The 16,717-nt window shown below is 71.5% G+C and carries 14 protein-coding genes; 10 read left to right on the forward strand and 4 right to left on the reverse strand.

Annotated features, from left to right (window positions below; all coding sequences use genetic code 11):
- Nucleotides 1-809: 809 nt before the first annotated feature.
- The 10 genes from ABD810_RS15095 to ABD810_RS15140 all read left to right on the forward strand — a co-directional run bounded on the left by ABD810_RS15095 (nt 810) and on the right by ABD810_RS15140 (nt 13,311).
- Complete coding sequence (locus ABD810_RS15095) at nt 810-2,117, forward strand: lysine N(6)-hydroxylase/L-ornithine N(5)-oxygenase family protein (protein ID WP_344939406.1); 1,308 nt, start codon at nt 810-812, stop codon at nt 2,115-2,117.
- Nucleotides 2,114-2,455 carry a cupin domain-containing protein gene (locus tag ABD810_RS15100; protein WP_344939408.1) on the forward strand — a complete coding sequence of 114 codons (342 nt, stop codon included), beginning with the start codon at nt 2,114-2,116 and terminating at the stop codon, nt 2,453-2,455. The genes ABD810_RS15095 and ABD810_RS15100 overlap by 4 nt, the downstream gene beginning before the upstream one ends.
- On the forward strand, nt 2,452-3,525 hold the full coding sequence (locus tag ABD810_RS15105) for an NAD(P)/FAD-dependent oxidoreductase (RefSeq protein ID WP_344939410.1): 1,074 nt from the start codon (nt 2,452-2,454) through the stop codon (nt 3,523-3,525). Before ABD810_RS15100 ends, ABD810_RS15105 begins: the two co-directional genes overlap by 4 nt.
- Before the next feature lie 142 nt (nt 3,526-3,667).
- Complete coding sequence (locus ABD810_RS15110; RefSeq protein WP_344939412.1) at nt 3,668-5,599, forward strand: class I tRNA ligase family protein; 1,932 nt, start codon at nt 3,668-3,670, stop codon at nt 5,597-5,599.
- Entirely contained in the window at nt 5,596-8,910 is a 3,315-nt protein-coding gene (locus tag ABD810_RS15115) for a non-ribosomal peptide synthetase (RefSeq protein WP_344939414.1), read from the forward strand. The genes ABD810_RS15110 and ABD810_RS15115 overlap by 4 nt, the downstream gene beginning before the upstream one ends.
- A complete protein-coding gene (locus ABD810_RS15120; RefSeq protein ID WP_344939416.1) occupies nt 8,907-10,421 on the forward strand; it encodes an AMP-binding protein in 1,515 nt (504 codons plus the stop codon). The genes ABD810_RS15115 and ABD810_RS15120 overlap by 4 nt, the downstream gene beginning before the upstream one ends.
- Nucleotides 10,405-10,674 carry a hypothetical protein gene (locus ABD810_RS15125; RefSeq protein WP_344939419.1) on the forward strand — a complete coding sequence of 90 codons (270 nt, stop codon included), beginning with the start codon at nt 10,405-10,407 and terminating at the stop codon, nt 10,672-10,674. Before ABD810_RS15120 ends, ABD810_RS15125 begins: the two co-directional genes overlap by 17 nt.
- Nucleotides 10,671-11,285: a GNAT family N-acetyltransferase gene (locus ABD810_RS15130; RefSeq protein ID WP_344939421.1), complete on the forward strand. Its 615-nt coding sequence runs from the start codon at nt 10,671-10,673 to the stop codon at nt 11,283-11,285. The genes ABD810_RS15125 and ABD810_RS15130 overlap by 4 nt, the downstream gene beginning before the upstream one ends.
- The gene (locus ABD810_RS15135) at nt 11,282-12,319 is read left to right on the forward strand and encodes a C45 family autoproteolytic acyltransferase/hydrolase (protein WP_344939423.1); all 1,038 of its coding nucleotides are present in this window, start codon (nt 11,282-11,284) and stop codon (nt 12,317-12,319) included. Before ABD810_RS15130 ends, ABD810_RS15135 begins: the two co-directional genes overlap by 4 nt.
- A gap of 17 nt (nt 12,320-12,336) precedes the next feature.
- Nucleotides 12,337-13,311, forward strand: a complete 975-nt coding sequence (locus ABD810_RS15140; RefSeq protein ID WP_344939425.1) for a hypothetical protein — start codon at nt 12,337-12,339, stop codon at nt 13,309-13,311.
- On the opposite strand, the gene fabG is transcribed toward ABD810_RS15140, so the two are convergent.
- Genes fabG through ABD810_RS15160 form a run of 4 tightly spaced genes read right to left on the reverse strand, consistent with a single transcriptional unit; the run spans nt 13,263 to nt 16,698 of the window.
- Nucleotides 13,263-14,012 (reverse strand): 3-oxoacyl-[acyl-carrier-protein] reductase, encoded by a 750-nt coding sequence (fabG, locus tag ABD810_RS15145; RefSeq protein WP_344939427.1) that lies wholly within the window; start codon nt 14,010-14,012, stop codon nt 13,263-13,265. The genes ABD810_RS15140 and fabG overlap by 49 nt on opposite strands.
- Nucleotides 14,009-15,166 carry a beta-ketoacyl synthase N-terminal-like domain-containing protein gene (locus tag ABD810_RS15150; protein ID WP_344939429.1) on the reverse strand — a complete coding sequence of 386 codons (1,158 nt, stop codon included), beginning with the start codon at nt 15,164-15,166 and terminating at the stop codon, nt 14,009-14,011. Before ABD810_RS15150 ends, fabG begins: the two co-directional genes overlap by 4 nt.
- Nucleotides 15,163-16,395: a beta-ketoacyl-[acyl-carrier-protein] synthase family protein gene (locus ABD810_RS15155; protein WP_344939432.1), complete on the reverse strand. Its 1,233-nt coding sequence runs from the start codon at nt 16,393-16,395 to the stop codon at nt 15,163-15,165. The genes ABD810_RS15150 and ABD810_RS15155 overlap by 4 nt, the downstream gene beginning before the upstream one ends.
- A 33-nt stretch (nt 16,396-16,428) precedes the next feature.
- Nucleotides 16,429-16,698 (reverse strand): acyl carrier protein, encoded by a 270-nt coding sequence (locus tag ABD810_RS15160; protein ID WP_344939434.1) that lies wholly within the window; start codon nt 16,696-16,698, stop codon nt 16,429-16,431.
- Nucleotides 16,699-16,717: the final 19 nt, after the last annotated feature.

The raw sequence follows: 16,717 nt of genomic DNA on the forward strand, positions 1-16,717 counted from the left end.
TATTCTGCGATGAAAGCGCGGGACATGAATGACGCCTCGCGCCGTGCGGCGGCGCCGCCGTTCGCGGGAAGGCGTACGCGTGTGCGTTCTTCAATGAGAGGGCGTAGGGATTTCCCCGTATGGGGCAGGCCGTTCAGAAAGAGCCACTTGTTCCGATGAATAACGGCCGTCCGGCCGCCCGCATTTCGATCGCCGGTATTTCGAGTATCGCGCTCGTCATCCATGTTCTCTGGATGGCCGGCCCATTGTCCGATGGTCCGCACTCGGTCATCCCATCAGCGACGGATAGGTACTTACATCAACAAACCTCGTGATCATTAGCATCTAGGGACCTGGATGGACAAACCAGAAATATATCAATAAAGACGGCATGCCCTTGGCGGGCGGTCGACGGGAGAGGCGGGCGTGGTACCCCCTCTGACCTCGCTAACTCTTGATCAAAAGGCCTGTGGGATTGCAGGAATCCGGATGTAACACGTCGTTAACCTGATCGCCATCGTGGACCAGTGAAACCGTCATAGGTCTCGAACCAGACATGAATGCCCTAAAAATGATGAGAGCAGAAGAAAATTCTTATTTCGCATTTATAAGGTATATATGCCTTATGGGGCTGGCGGGCATGACTATGCGCGTGTAACAGTTCGACCGTGCCCGCGCTCGGAGGTAGGCATATGCGAAGGTCGGGGGGCTTCGCCTTCTCGCTCCCGTCCGTATTTCGCGAAGACCTTCGAACAACCTCGACCCGATGGCAGGCCGCGTCTTCATCCGAATAGCGACGCCACAAGCGATCTGTGATCGGAGAACGGTCGATGGAACGGTTCGACGTCGTCGGAGCCGGGTTGGGCCCGTTCAACCTGAGCCTGGCTGCCTTGCTGGAGCCACTACCCGATATCCGAATGCGCTTCTTCGAGGCGCAACCCTCATTCCGATGGCACGGTGGGATCATGGTGCCTGGAGCCCAGCTTCAGGTGTCCTTTCTCAAAGATCTCGTCACGCTGGTCGACCCCAGCAACGTGCTGTCCTTCCTCAACTACCTGGCCAGCGAGGGGCGGCTGTACCGGTTCCTGATCGCCCACGCCGACCGGTGCTCGCGCCAGGAGTTCGAGCGCTACTACCAGTGGGCCGCCGACCAGCTCAAGAGCGTGCGATGGGATCACCCCGTCGAGCGGGTGGACCTCAAGGGGGACGCTTTCGAGGTCGGCGGCGCGGGGGAGTCGGTCACGACCCGCAACGTGGTGCTCGGTTCCGGCCGCAAGCCGTTCATGCCCGCGCCCGCGGTGGCGCTGCACGGTCCCACCGTGCTGCACAGCAGCGAGCTGCGCCTGGTGGAACCGGAGCTGGCCGGCCGGGACGTCCTGGTGGTCGGCGCGGGTCAGAGCGGCGCCGAGGTCGTGAACCATCTGCTGTCCGGGGCCATGGGCCTGCCCGGCTCGCTGACCTGGGTCTCCAGCCGGTTGGGCTTCCTGCCTCTGGACGACTCGCCCTTCACCAACGAGTGGTTCCACCCCGCCTACGTCGACCACTTCTACGGACTGTCGGCCGAGCGCCGGCGAACGCTGCTCGACGGGCAGCGCATGGCCAGCGACGGCATCTCCGACCCGCTGCTGCGGGAGGTCTACCGCCGCCTCTACGAGCTGGACGTACTGGAGCCCGGCCGGCTGCGCCACCGCCTGCTGGTCTGCCGCCGCCTGGTCGAGCTCACCCGCGACCACGGCAGGCTCGTGGCCGGCCTGCACGACCAGGACACCGGCGAGGTCGAGACCTGCACCGCGGACGTGGTGATCTGCTGTACCGGCTACCGCAGCCAGTTCCCCGAATACCTGGAGCCCCTGCGCGGGCGGCTGCTGGACGCCGACGGCCGGATGAGCGTGAGGCGCGACTACTCGCTCGAATGGGACGGCCCCGCCGACCTCGGCATCTACGTGCAGAACGCCGCGGAGAGCACCCACGGCATCGCCGACCCCAACCTGAGCCTCGCCGCGTGGCGCAGCGCCAGGATCATCAACTCGATCTGCGGCCGCACCGTCTACCGGACCGAGGACGCCCAGGCCACGGTCGCCTGGAAAGGCACGGATCGCTACCCCTTGGTCACTCCGGTCGGAGAGGTGAACGCATGACGACGCAACCGGAACAGGTCACCTACCAGGCGCCTGAGCACTACCGGTCGGGCATGGTCATAGAGGAGGCCGCCACGGCCGCCACGGCACGGTGGCCGTTCAATGCCTCCCGGTTCGAGGTGCCCCCCGGCCGGACCACCGAACTGGACGTCCACGACGTCGCCGAGCTGTGGATGGTGCGGTCCGGACACGGCACGGTCGTCTCCGGCGGGACCACGCTCGACGTCGCGCCCGGCGAGATGGTGTACTTCGCCGGACGGGTGCCGCACCAGGTCACCAACACCGGCACCGACCGGCTCCGCGTGTTCAGCGTCTGGTGGCAGGGGCCGGCGGAATGACCGCCGACCTCGCGGTGGTCGGCGGCGGCGTCATCGGTGCCTTCGTCGTCCGCGAAGCGCTGCGGCGCCACCCCGGCTGGCGCGTGCTGCTGCTGGAGCGCTCGTCGATCGGCTCGGGCGCCACCGAATGGTCGGCCGGCGTCAGCTTCCCGCTGGCCGCGACCCCGAGGCACCGTGACCTGGTCAACGCCGCCTCCCCCCGGTACGAGGCGCTGCGAGGCACACCGGCCGGCGCCTTCGTCCGCCCCGTCACGATGGTCTACGTGGTCCGCCGCGACGGCCTGGAGGCGTTCCGCCAACGGGTCGTCGGCGCCGACGTCCGTCCGGTCACCGCGACCGAACGGCGGCGGGTGGCGCGGTTCCTGCCCGACGCGCGGATCGGGCCCGGCGAGGAGATGGTCACCCACGACGGGCAGGGGTTCGCGGTGAACGCGCGCGCGGTGGCCGAGGCGCTGGTCGCGCTCGCGGCCGACCGCGTGGAGATCCAGCTCGGCCAGCGCGTCGAGGCCGTCGAGCCGGACGACGGCGGGTACCGCCTGACCACCGAGCACGGGGAATGGCACGCCAGGCGCGTCGTGACGGCGTGCGGCGCGTGGACACCGCCCCCCGTTCACGCCACGCCCCTGCCAGGCGTTCCCGGCGCCCGGCGCAAGCGGATCGCCGCGCTGCACGCCCGGCTGCCGGTCACCCTCGACGACCCGCTGGTGTACTTCGTCGACGACGACCTGTTCATCCTGCCGCTGGGCACCGGCACGGCGCTGGTGAGCTTCTACCGGGACGCCTGGGACACCGATCCGGACACCTGCGACGGCCGGCCGGGCGCCGAGGATCTGCGCCAGGGCCGTGCCGCGCTGGGACGGCGCAGTGCCGCCGCGGCGGCCGCGGTGAGCGGCGGGCGGGCGTTCTGCGACCTGTACACCGAGAACCGGTTGCCCGTGGTCACCGGCCACCCGGACCTGCCCGATCTTGTGGCGATCAGAGGGGGCTCGGGGTCCGGCGTCCGGTTCGCCCCGGCGCTGGCGGCCGAGGCGCTGCAGGCCCTCACGCAACCGGCCCCGGCACGAGCATGACGGCGCCGCACACGACGGGCCCCGGCGCGAGCATGACGGCGCCGCCCACGACGGGCCCCGGCGCGAGCATGACGGCGCCGCATTCGGCCGGCCCCGTCGCCGGCCTGACGGCCCACCACCACGGACAGGAACGGAGGCACGTGTGAGCACGGGCAATGACAGCAGGCAGCCGATCTTCGTCTTCTCCACCCCGCCGACCCCCAACGGGAACCTGCACCTCGGTCACCTGTCCGGCCCGTACCTGGGCGCGGACGCGTTCGTCCGGTTCCAGCGGATGAACGGGGCCACCGCCTGGCACCTCACCGGCAGCGACGACTTCCAGAGCTACGTGGTGGACCGCGCGCGGCGCGACGGGTGCGAGCCGGCCGAGAGCGCGGCGCACTACAGCGCCGAGATCGCCTCGACGCTGGAGCTCATGGACATCGCCGTCGACCAGTACACCGTGACCAGCGTTGACCCCACGTACCAAGAAGGGCTGCGGGCGTTCTTCTCCCGCCTGGTGGCCGGCGGGCGCGTGGCTCCGCGCGAAGACCAGGCGCTCTTCGACGCGGCGACCGGTGACTACCTCTACGAGGTCGACGTCTCGGGGGGCTGCCCGGGCTGCGGGCAGCCGGCGGGCGGCAACATCTGCGAGGAGTGCGGCGAGCCCAACTTCTGCGTGGACCTGGCGAACCCCCGCTCCGGCCGGTCGGACACGGCGCCCCGCGCGGGCACGATCAGCCGCTACTCGCTGCCGCTGCACGAGTTCGCCGGCGAGGTCGCGGCCCACCACGGGCGGGGTCGCGTCCCCGCACGCCTGAAGGAACTCGCCGACCGCCTCTTCCGCCGCGAGCGCGTCGACGTGCCGGTCACCCACCCGGCATCGTGGGGCGTGCCGCCGGTGGAGACGGGGGTCGAAGGGCAGGTCATCTGGGTGTGGCCGGAGATGTCCTTCGGGTTCCTCCACGGCATCGAGTCGATGGGCCGCCGCCTCGGGCGTGACTGGAGCGCGGACGCGCCACGGGACGACTGGAAGATCGTCCACTTCTTCGGCTACGACAACTCCTTCTACCACTCGATCCTCTACCCGGTGCTCTACCGTCTGGCCCACCCCGGCTGGTCGCCCGACATCGACTACCACGTCAACGAGTTCTACCTGCTGGAAGGCCAGAAGTTCTCCACCAGCCGCCGGCACGCGATCTGGGGCAAGGACGTCCTCGGCCCGCACAGCGTCGACGCCGTCCGCTTCTTCCTGTCGCGCACGCGTCCGGAGGGCCGGCGCACGAACTACGAGCACGACGCCTACGACCGCGTCCTGCGGGACACGCTCGTGGGCACCTGGCAGCGCTGGCTGTCGGACCTGGGCGCTCGTGTCGACAAGCACCACGGCGGCACCGCGCCCGAGCCGGGCACGTGGACGCCGGAGCACTCCGCCTTCCTCGATCGGCTCGGCGTGCGCCTGTCGGCCCTGACGCGCGCCCTGGGTGCGGACGGCTTCTCGCTCAACCAGGCCGCGGACGAGCTGGACGGCATCGTCCAGGACGCCGTCCGCTTCGCCCGCCAGGAGGGGCCGGTGGCCGAGAGCACCCGCTGGTCCGACCAGGCGCGGACGGCGATCGCGCTCGAACTGGCCGCGGCCTCGCTGCTGGCCCACTGCGCCGCGCCGGTGATGCCGCGCTTCGCCGGAAGGCTGGCCACCGCACTCGGCCTGCGGCCGCCCGCCGAGTGGCCGCGGACCGTGGCCCTGATCCCGCCGGGAACCGGCCTCGACCTGGCACGCCAGGTCTTCTTCAGCACGCCACCGGATCCGGCGGGGGAACCGGATACCCCCCTGCTGCCCTGGCTGGCCGGGCTGGTCCGCAGCACCCTCCGGCTTCCGGACGACGAGCCCGTCGAGGGCAGGTCCCCGGCGCAGCTCGGCATGGTCTCGATGCAGACCGTCGCGCTGCAGTTCCAGATCCTGGAGGAGCTGGGCGTCGACGTCTCGGTCGAGGAACTGCTCGACGGGCGGGACGTCACCGCGCTGGCGGCCCTGCTGGCCGAGCGGGCTAAGCCCGAGGCCCTCACCACGCTGGCGGGGACGGTGCGCATATGAGCCACGTCCAGGTCCTTCGGGAGATCGAGTCCCGGGGTCTCAGCATCGCCGCCGCGGGAAACGACCTGCGCCTGCAGGGGCCCAGGGAACGGATGGACCCCGACCTCATCGGCCGTATCAAGGCACACAAGACGGAGCTGATCGCCCACCTCAGCGCGCTCGTGGCCGGGCAGGCACGCGAGTTCCCGCTGACCCCGTTGCAACGCGGCTACCTGCTCGGGCGCGGCGACATGTTCGAGATGGGCAACGTCGCCAACCACGTCTACTTCGAGAACGAGGGCTGCTGGGACCTCGACCGCCTCGAAGCCGCGCTGCGGCAGGTCATCGAACGGCACGGCATGCTGCGGACCCGCTTCACCGAGAGCGGGCAGATCGAGGAGGAGACGGCGGGCGGCTTCGCCATCGGACGGCTCGACCTGCGCGGCCAGAGCGAGGCCGAGCAGGAGCGCCGCAGGCGGGCGCTGCGCGAGGAGCGCTCCCACCGGATGCTCCCCGTCGACCGCGCGCCGCTGCTGGCCGTCGACGTGACGATCCTGTCCGACGAGCGCATGGTCCTCCACGTCAGCGAGGACGGGCTCGTCATGGACGGCATCAGCGCGATGATCTTCATGCGCGACTGGTGGGAGGCCTACCGCGACGGGCCGGGCGAGGCGCCGCCCCAGGAGGCGTCGTTCGAGGCGTACGTCGCGGCGCTGGAGGCGGCACGCACCCGCCCCGCGGCGCTGCGGTCCCGCGAGTACTGGTTCGCCCGCCTGGACGACCTGGCACCGCACCCGGACCTTCCCCTGCGCACCAGCCCGGCCGCCATCACCCATCCCCGATTCGTGCCGCGAACCGTGCGGATGGACGCGGCGCCGTGGGCCGAGCTGAAGGCGCGTGCCTCCCGGGCGGGCCTGACGCCGGCGAGCCTGCTGCTCGCCGCCTACGGGGAGACGCTGGCGGCCTGGGGCGCGGGCCCGCGCTTCACCGTCACCACGACCGTGGCCGACCGCCCGCCGATCCATCCCCGCGTCCTGGGCGCGATCGGCGCCTTCTCCGACACCATGCTGGTGGAGATGGAGATCGACAGGAGCGTGGGCTTCACCGCCCGCGCGCGTGCCCTGCAGACGAGGCTACGCGGCGACCTGGACAACAGGCACTTCTCCGGCGTCGAGGTGATGCGCGAGCTCGGCCGGCGGCGAGGCGCCGCCGGAGCGCGGATGCCGTTCACCTTCAACTGCGCGATCGGCTACGTCCAGGCCGATCTCGACGGGTCCACCTTCGAGCTGTTCGGCCCGCAGGTCTACTCGGTCGGCCAGACGCCACAGGTGTGGCTCAACGTGTTCGCACGAGAGCAGCACGGCGGCCTGGTGATCCAGATAGACGGCGTCGACGAGCTGTTCCCCGAAGGGCTCCTCGGGGACCTGGTCGAGGGGTACCAGAGGCTGCTGGACCGGCTGCTGGACGAGGAGGCGTGGTCGGCGACCGTGTTCGACCTGGTGCCCGAGGCCCAGCGTGCGCGCCGCCGCTTGATGAACGACACCGCCACCCCGCGCCCGGAGGCGCTGCTGCAGGACGCCTTCGCCGCCCGGGCCGTACAGGCTCCGGAGGCGCCCGCGATCCTCACCACCGGCGCGACGATGAGCTACGGCGAGCTGTACGACCGCGCCCGCCACGCCGCCGCCTGGCTGCGGGCACGGGGAGCGGGGCGCGACACGCTCGTGGGCCTGGTGATGACCCGAGGGCCGGAGCAGATCGTCGCCATCATGGCCACGCTGATGGCGGGCGCCGCCTACCTGCCCGTCGACGCCGAACTGCCCGAGCGGCGCCGGCGTTACATGCTGCGGGACGGGCGCGTGAGGCACGTGCTCACCAACGCGGGCTGGACGGACGAGGACGACGAGGCCGAGGTGCTCTCGCTCGACGCGACGCGACCGCTCGGCGCCGAGCCGGTTCCCGACGTGCCTCCGGCGGAGGGCGCCCACCCCGGCGATCTGGCCTACGTGCTCTACACCTCCGGCACGACCGGCGAGCCCAAAGGGGTCATGGTCAGCCACCGCAGCGTGGCCAACGTCGTCGCCGACTGCGGCGAGCGGTTCGCCATCGGCCCGGACGACCGGTTCTTCGCGGTCAGCGCCTTCACCTTCGACCTGTCGGTGTACGACGTGTTCGGCGCGCTCGGCGCGGGGGCGGCGATCGTCATGCCCGACCACGCCACGGCCGCAGACCCGGCGCACTGGCTGGAGCTGTGCGAGCGCGCCGGGGTCACCGTGTGGAACTCGGTGCCGGCCATCGTCTCGCTCCTGCTCGACCAGGCGGTCAAGGACCGGCCGCAGGCCCTCGCCACGCTGAGGCTCGTGATGATGAGCGGGGACCGCATCCCGCCGACGCTTCCGGTGGCGCTGCGGGGGCTGAAAGACGACCTGACCCTGGTCTCCCTGGGCGGGCCCACCGAGACGACCATCTGGAACATCCTCCATCCGATCGGTCCCGAGGACGACGGGAGCCGGAGCATCCCCTACGGGCGGCCCAACGCCAACAACCGCGCCTACGTCCTCGGACCGGACGGACAGGACCTCCCCGACTGGGTCGCGGGTGAGATCTGCGCGGCCGGCACCGGCCTGGCCCGGGGCTACTGGGGCGACCAGGCACGCACCGGCGAGCGGTTCCGGTACGACGAGGCACTGGGGGAGCTGCTCTACCGGACCGGGGACATCGGGCGTCACCTGCCCACCGGCGAGATCGAGATCCTCGGCCGCGCCGACCACCAACTCAAGGTGAACGGCTACCGCATCGAGGCCGGGGAGATCGAGGCCCGGCTGACCGGCATCGACGGGGTACGGGACGCCGTGGTCCTCCGGCAGGAGGGGACACGCGGCGACCGCCTGGTGGCCCACCTGGTGGCGGACGGAGAGGCCCGCCCGCCCGACGAGTCGCTGAGCCGGGAACTGCGCACGCACCTGCCGGGATACATGATCCCCTCCGCCTACACCTGGCACGCGAGCCTGCCGCTGACCAGGAACGGCAAGGTCGACCGGGGCGGCCTGGCCGCCGTCCGGCCGGGCGGGCCGGTCCCCGCGCCCGCGCCGGGGCAGGGCGCCGCGGCCTCGGAGCTGGAGCGGGCGATCGCCGCGCTGTGGGCCTCGGTGCTGAAGCTCCCCGACGTGCCGGTCGAGACCGGTTTCGTCGACCTCGGCGGCGACTCCATCGCCGCCGCGGGCATCGCCACCCGCGTCAGGAAGGAGTACGGCGTCGTGATCCCGCTGCACCGGCTCCCCGAGGTCGCCACGGTGCGGGCGATGGCCGCCTACGTCGAGCGGGGTGGCGCGTGACCGGCTCCATCGTCAACCACATCGTCACCACCCCGCCCACCCGCGGCCGGCTGACCGTGATGCGCCTGGACGGGACCGAGACCGTCGAGCTGCCCGACCTGTACGAGCGCGCCGGGCGGCTGGCCGCCCACCTGCGCGAGCAGGGCATCGGCCCAGGGGACCGTATCGGGATACTCGCCGCCAACAGCCTCGAATGGGTGCTGCTCGATCTTGCGGCCCTGCGCCTGAAGGCGGTCACCGCGGGCCTGGAACCCGGCAAGTTCGACGCGGACGGCGAGCTCCTTGCCCGCTATGACCTGAAGGTGCTGTTCACCGACCAGCCCGCGGAGCATCCCGGAGTGCGGCCGATCGGCGAGGCACGGCGGGCGGCGGAGCGGCCCGCCGCCTCCGGGGCCCTCCCGCCGGTCGCTTACGCCCCCGGCGAGGTGACCACGCTGAAGTTCACCTCGGGCAGCACCGGACAGCCGAAGGGGCTGGCGGCCACGGTCGGCAGCATCGACAGCTCCATGCGAGCGGTCCAGGAGATGTTCGCGCACGGCCCGGGGGACGAGCTTTTCGTCTTCCTCCCGCTGTCGCTGCTGCAGCAGCGCTACTGGGTCTACTCCGCGCTGCGCCACGGCCACGACATCACCATCAGCACCTACGAGGCGGCGTTCTGGGCACTGCCCCAAGTGCGGCCGACCGTGGTGATGGGGGTGCCGGCCTTCTTCGAGACCGCGAAGAAGCACATCGAGGCGCGGACGGGCGAGGGGGGAGTGGCGCACGCCGCCCGGCGGATGTTCGGCGACCGGATCCGCTACCTGTGGACCGGATCGGCTCCCGCGAGCGCTCCGATGCTGCGCTTCTTCAACGAGGCGGGGCTGCCGATCTACGAGGGATACGGGCTGAACGAGACCTGCATCGTCAGCAAGAACCATCCCGGGGCCAGCCGCGAGGGCAGCGTCGGCCAGGTGCTGCCGGGCAAGCAGGTCATCCTGGACGAGGCCGGGGTCATCAGCGTGCGCTGCGACCACCCGGTGAACCGGCGCTACGAGTACGCGGCGCCGGGCGACTCCGAGCGGATGTTCGGCCCGGACGGCGTGGTCCGCACCGGAGACCTCGGCTACGTGGACGAGGACGGTTTCCTGTTCATCCGGGGCCGCGCCGACGACGTGATCGTGCTGGACAATGGCAAGAAGATCATCGTCAGGCCGATCGAGGAGCTGATGAGGGAAAGCCCGGCGATCGAGGAGTGCGTCCTGTTCTGTCCCACGCAGACCTCCCTGGTCGCCGTGGTCTCGCCGGCGGCCGAGCCCGCCGACGAGGCGGCCATCCACGAGCACCTGGCCCTGGCCAACGCCACCCTGGGCCGGGACGAGCAGATCAGCGGCATCGTCATCGCCGAGTCCCGGTTCAGCATCGACAACAACCTGCTCACATCGCAGTTCAAACCGCAACGCCGGCGGATCTTCGACCTGTACCGGTCGCGGATCCTGGAAAGTCACCGAGGTGTTCATGCTCGATCCCATTGAGGAGGCGGCGCGCCGCAACCTCTCGCTGGTGCTCGATCCGGGAATCCCGCCCGGCGAGCTCGACCTGGACCGTCACATGGCGGACGAGTACGGGCTGACGTCGCTGAACAAGGTGCTGTTCCTGACCTCCGTGTGCGAGGACGTCGGCATCCCGCTGTCCCGCTTCACCGAGCACGACGTGGCCGGGATGAGCACCCTGCGCGAGGTCACCATGGTGCTCTCCCACCACGCCGGAAGCGAGGCCGCACGATGAGCTGGAGCGACATCGCCGCGACCACGCTGGAGAACGAGCACGTGCTGCTCCGGCCGATCACGCCCGCCGACCGGGAGTCGTTGCACGCGATCGCGATGGATCCAGACATCTGGCGGTACTTCGTATCGCTGGTGCAGACCGACGACGACTTCCACGCGTTCTTCGACGCGACGCTCGCCGACCACGAGGCCGGCCGCCGGGCCGTCTACCACATCACCGACAAGCGGTCCGGGCGCGCGGCGGGCAGCATGAGCTTCGGCAACATGGCGGAGGCCGACCGGCGCATCGAGATCGGCTGGTCATGGCTCGGCCGCGACTTCCGCGGGCAGGGCGTCAACCGCTGGGTCAAGTACCTGCTGATGGAGCACGCCTTCGAGACGATGGGGGCGGAGCGGGTCGAGTTCAAGACCGACCGGCTGAACGAGCAGGCACGCCACGGCCTGCGCAACATCGGCGCCGTGGAGGAGGGGACGCTGCGCAGCTTCAACCCCATGCCGGGCGGGCGGCGCCGCGACGCGGTCTTCTACAGCGTGCTGCGCGCCGAGTGGCCGGCGGTGAAGCAGCAGCTCGCGACCCAGCCGAAGGTACGTCTCGTGGGCACGCCGGGATGACCGCCATCCCGTTCGTCGACGCCGAGGGGGACTCGTACGCCCTCGGCAGGTGGCACGGCGCGGCACGGGCGGTGTCCCTGCGGGCCTTCCTCGACGACTCGCTGTGCCGCCTGAACCGGGTCATGCGGCCACCCGTGTCGATGGACCTGCTGCGGCCCGCGATCTCCGCCTACGGCGCGGAGATCGCGGCCGGGGCGCCGGAGCTGGCCGCCGAGATCCGCGGACTGGCCGACGGCGCCGGCATCACCCATGAGGAGGCGATGCTCCTGCAGCTCCGCCGCGAGATCATGGGGTACAACAAGGTGCCGGCCAGGGGCGACTGCACGACGTACGCCCGCACCGGCGAGCACGCCGTGCTGGCCCAGACGGTCGACCTCAACGGCGACCTGGACGACCAGATCGCCGTCCTGCGGGTCGCGCCCGCAGGGTCGTCCCGGCGCGCGCTCGTGCTGAGCTTCGGCGGCCTGCTCGGCTACCTCGGGGTGAACAGCGACGGCCTGGCCGTCGGGCTGAACCTGGTGCTCGGCGGCGACTGGCGTCCCGGCCTGCCGCCCTACCTGGCCATCCGGCACCTGCTCGACTCGGCGGGGAACGTCGAGGACGCCGTCAAGATCCTGCGCGGGCTCCGCCTGGCGAGTTCCCGCGTCATCGTACTGTGCGACCCCACACGGGCGGCCTTCGTCGAGATCCTCGGCGACGAGCTGCGCGTCGTCGAGGCGCCGGAGGTGGCGCACACCAACCACTTCCTGCACCCCGACTTCGCGCCGCGCGACGAGCTCAACGTGTTCGCCCGCAACTCCTCGCTGCGCAGGCTGGACGCCTGCGTGTCGCGGCTGGCCGGGCTCCCGGCCGGGGCGGGCGCGGAGAGCCACTTCGCCGTGCTGTCCGCGCCGCCGATCTGCGTCCCGGACCTCGGGGACATCCGGCGGGAGAGGACCGTCGCGACGGTCGTCATGCGGCCCGCGCACGGCGAGCTGTACGTGAGGCCGGGGGATCCGTCGCGCGGCCAGACCCAGAAGTTCACGCTGGACTGAGGCAGGGGGATGCCCTGGTGAGTGCCGAGCCGGCAATCGAGATGCGCGCTCCCCGCGACGAGGTGGAACGCGACCTGCTACAGGCGCGGGCGCTGGTCGAGGCGGCGATGTTCAACCACCGCCGGCGATCGGACACGCCCGCGCTGATCGAGCTGCCCGCCGAGGACGTGGCGGCCGGCAGCGCCCTGCACCGCATCCTCACCTCCGCCCGGGAGGAGGTGATCTTCGTCATGCCGCCCGCGCGCTGGCTGGACGTGGCCGTGCCGCAGCTGGAGTGCCTGACCTCGGCCGGGGTGGCCGTACGGATGCTGTGCTCGCAGGAGACGCTGCGCACGCGCAACGGGGTGCGGTTCCTCGACTACGCGCGGGCGCACGCGATCCACACCCGTGTGGCCGAGCCCGCGCTGCAGAAGCTCGTGCTGGTCGACGAGCGGGTGGCGCTGATGCGCGCCGGGCAGCAGACCCTGGTGGCGCGCGCTCCGGCGATCCTGCGCACCCTCGGCGCGCTGTTCGCCGGGGCGTGGGAGGCCGCGATCCCGGTGGTGGACCACCGGCGGTTCGGCGAGCAGGCCCGCGAGGGGCTGACCCAGCAGATCCTGCTGTTCCTCGGCGCCGGGTACAAGGACGACGCCGCCGCCCGCCAGCTCGGGCTGTCGGTGCGCACCTACCGGCGGTACGTCGCGGACATCATGCGTGATGTCGGAGCGGCCTCCCGTTTCCAGGCAGGGGCCAGGGCCGCCGAGCTCGGACTGCTGTCCCACGGCGAGATCAACGGGGACGGTCTCGACCCCCGGCCGGAGGCGCTGCCTCTCGACCGGCAGCCCGAGATACCCTCCCTCGACCCCCGGCCGGAGGCGCTGCCTCTCGACCGGCAGCCCGAGATATCCTCCCTCGACCCCCGGCCGGAGGTGCCGTCGCTCGACCGCCGGCCCTCTCTCGATCATCAGCCCGAGATGCCGCCGTCGATCTGGAAGACCGCGCCGGTGATGTAGGCGGCCCGCTCCGAGGCGAGGAACCCCACCAGCTCCGCCACCTCCTCGGGGCGCCCCCAGCGGCCGAGCGGGATCCTGGCCAGCGACTCCTCACGCGTCGATTCGCCCAGACCGGCGGTCATGTCGGTCTCGATGAAACCGGGCGCGACCACGTTGGCGCGGATGCCGTACCGCCCCACCTCCTTGGCCAGTGCCCGGGTGAAGCCGATGATCCCCGCCTTGGACGCCGAGTAGTTGACCTGGGTGGCGTTGCCCTGGACCCCGGCCGCCGAGGACAGGGCGACCACGCAGCCCGCCTTGCGCTTCATCATCTGGAAGACCACCGCGCGGCAGACGTGGTAGGTGCCGTCGAGGTTGACGTCGAGCACCTGGTGCCAGTCGTCGTCGCTCATCATCACCAGCGGGCGGTCGCGGACGATGCCGGCCGAGGTGACGACGGCGCCGATCGGCCCGAGCTCCCGCTCGGTGTGCCTGACCAGCTCCGCCATCGCGGCCGGATCGGTGACGTCGGCCTGCTGGGAGATCACCTGGACGCCGTGCCCGGCCGCCTCCTTCACGAGCTCGCTCGCGGCGTCGGGCCGCGAACGGTGGCAGAAGCTCACGTCGTAGCCGTCCTGCGCGAGCCGGAGGACGACCGCGCGCCCGATGCCGCGGCTGCCCCCGGTCACCAGCGCCACCCGAGGCGTCTCCTTCGCCGTCACCTGGCCTCCCCCTTCGACGGTCCCATCCGGAGCAGCGCGCACCCGGCCACACCGTCCCGGTCCACAGCGGTCACCAGCGCGGTCCGCCCGTACGGCACCGGCTCGTTCTCGGCCCAGGCGAGCAGGGCGACGAGCCCGAAGGCGGCGGAGGCGGCGTTGGTGTCGCCCACCAGGTCGGTGCCGCGCAGCCGCACCGGCACGCGGTCGCCGAGGATCCCGGTGATCACGGCCTCCTCGGCGGAACCCTCCGGCCCCGGGCCTCCCGAGCCCGCCACCGCCCAGAGCCGGTCCGGTGACTCTCCCGTGGAGGCGAAGGCACGGCTCACGCAACTCGCCAGCGTGGCGTGGACGTCCTCCGGCTCGCAGTGAACGCCGAACTCCACCGCGAGCACCTCGGCCGGCTCGGCGCGCCCGTGCTCGCCCGGCCGGCCGTACGGCTCCAGCAGGACCATCGCGCAGCCCTCGCCGAGGACCGCCTCGGGCGGCCGATCCGGTTCGGAAAGTGTCTCGAACCAGGCCCTGGCCGTGGAGAACTCCTCGGCGGCGCCGCACAGCACCGGGCCCGCGCGGCCCGACCGCTGCAGGCGCATGGCGTAGTTGAGTGCGAGCAGCCCGGAGGCCCGCCCGCCGGACACGGTCGTGTTGGGCCCCTGGAGCCCGTGCCAGATCGCGCACTGCGCCGCCGCGCAGTTCAGCACGGCGTTGGGAAACCGGGCCGGGTCGACGAAGTAGGGCTTCTCCTTGGTCAGGGAGTCACGGGCGAAGTCCACCGTGCTCTGCGCGCCGGCGACGTTGGTGCCGAGTACCAGCGCCGCCTCGGCGCCGATCCCCGGGATCCGGTCGCCGCCGGGGGCGCGCAGGAGCCGCCCGGCCGTGGCCACCGCGAGGGCGGTCACCCGGTCCATGGACCGGGTGCCCTTGCGGCCCAGCACCTCCCGGATGTCGAATCCCGGCACCAGGCAGGCTCGCTCGACCGGCGCGTCCCCGCCGTCACCGGGAGGCACGGCGGTCTCGCGGCGCCCTTCCCGCAGCCCGGCCGCGAAGTCGGCCCGGTCGAGGCCGTACGGCGATACCGCGGACCACCCCGAGATCATCGTGCGGACGACGGGGGGCCGGCCCGCGGGCGGCCGGTCGACGCCGGCCGTGCCGGTCACGAGCGCTCCTCGTGGCGGCCGAGGAGCAGGACCGCGTTGTTGCCGCCGAAGGCCAGGGCGTTGTTCTGCACGATCCGCAGGTCGGCGTCGACCGCCACGTTGGGCACGCAGTCCACCTCGCACTCGGGGTCGGTCTCGACATGGTTGATCGTCGGCGGGATGAACCCGCCCTCGATGGCCAGCACCGACCCGATGGCCGCCAGGGCGCTGGCCGCGCCCAGGGTGTGGCCGAGCATCGACTTCATCGACACGGTGCGCGGGGTCGCGTCACCGAAGACGCCGCGGATCGCACGCGCCTCGGCGACGTCGTTGGCCCTGGTCGCCGTCCCGTGGGCCGAGATGAAGTCGACCTCCTGCGGCTTGACGCCCGCGTTGTCCAGCGCCAGCCGGATGCAGCGCGCGACGCTGCCGGAGTCGGGCGCGACCGGATGGCTCGCGTCGCAGTTGAGCCCGTAGCCCAGCACCTCGGCGTGGATCCGCGCGCCGCGCTCGCGGGCCGAGGCGAGGTCCTCCAGCAGCAGTACCCCGGCGCCCTCGCCGGTGATCATCCCCTGGCGGTTCCTGTCGAACGGCCGGCACAGGTCGGGCGCCATGGCCCCGAGCCGGTAGAAGCCGGCGAAGGTCTTGCGGCACAACGCGTCCGCGCCACCGCACAGGGCGAAGTCGGCCTCACCGCTCCGTATGACGTCGAAGCCGTAGCCGATCGCGTAGTTGCCCGCCGCGCAGGCGGTCGGAACGGTCACCGCCTCGACGTCGGTGAGCCCGAGCTCACGGGCGATCAGCACCGACAGCCGGCTCGCGTTGATCCTCCGGGTTGTGGCCGGGTCCATCCGGGCGGGCCCTTCGGCCACCTCCTGGCCGACGAGCCGGTCGAACTCCCGGGATTCGCCCATGGTCGTGCCGATCGCGATCAGCCCGTGGCGCTCACGCAGGCCGGCGTCGGCGTATCCGCCGTCCTCGACGGCCATGCGGGACGCGGCGACCGAGAACCGGCTCGCCCGGCCGAGGGCGGCCGGGTCGAGCGTCCGCATCCAGGCCGCGGGGTCGAACTCGCCGACCTCACAGGCGATGGTGTGCTCGAACCCGGTGGTGTCGAATCCCCTGACCGGCTTGGCCCCGCTGCGGCCGGCACGGAGCCCGGCCGCGTACTCCCGGGCTCCCACGCCTATGGGCGAGACGACGCCCAGGCCGGTGATCACCACTCGGCGCCCGGCCGGTTCGCTGAGCATGCCCTGTCCCCCCAACGTCGTCGTGGCGTGCGGCTAACCGGCCGGTTCCCGCTCCCAGCCCGCGGCCTCGACGACCACGTCGTAGACGCCGGAGAGGTTGACCATGCGGACCAGCTCGCTCTGGTCGATGGTGATGTTGTAGTTCTGCTCGAGCGCCGCCAGGATCTCGATGGCCCCCATCGAGTCCATCTCGTGCTCGTCCTTGAACGAGTCGTCGTCGCTGAGCTCGTCGGGATCGATCTCAAGCACCTTGCAAACGATGTCCCGTATTTCCTTCTTGTGGTCATCGATGGCAGTGGTCACCGTCGCCCGTCCTTCCTCG

It is taken from the genome of Sphaerisporangium flaviroseum, from assembly GCF_039537005.1.
Lineage (GTDB): Bacteria > Actinomycetota > Actinomycetes > Streptosporangiales > Streptosporangiaceae > Sphaerisporangium > Sphaerisporangium flaviroseum.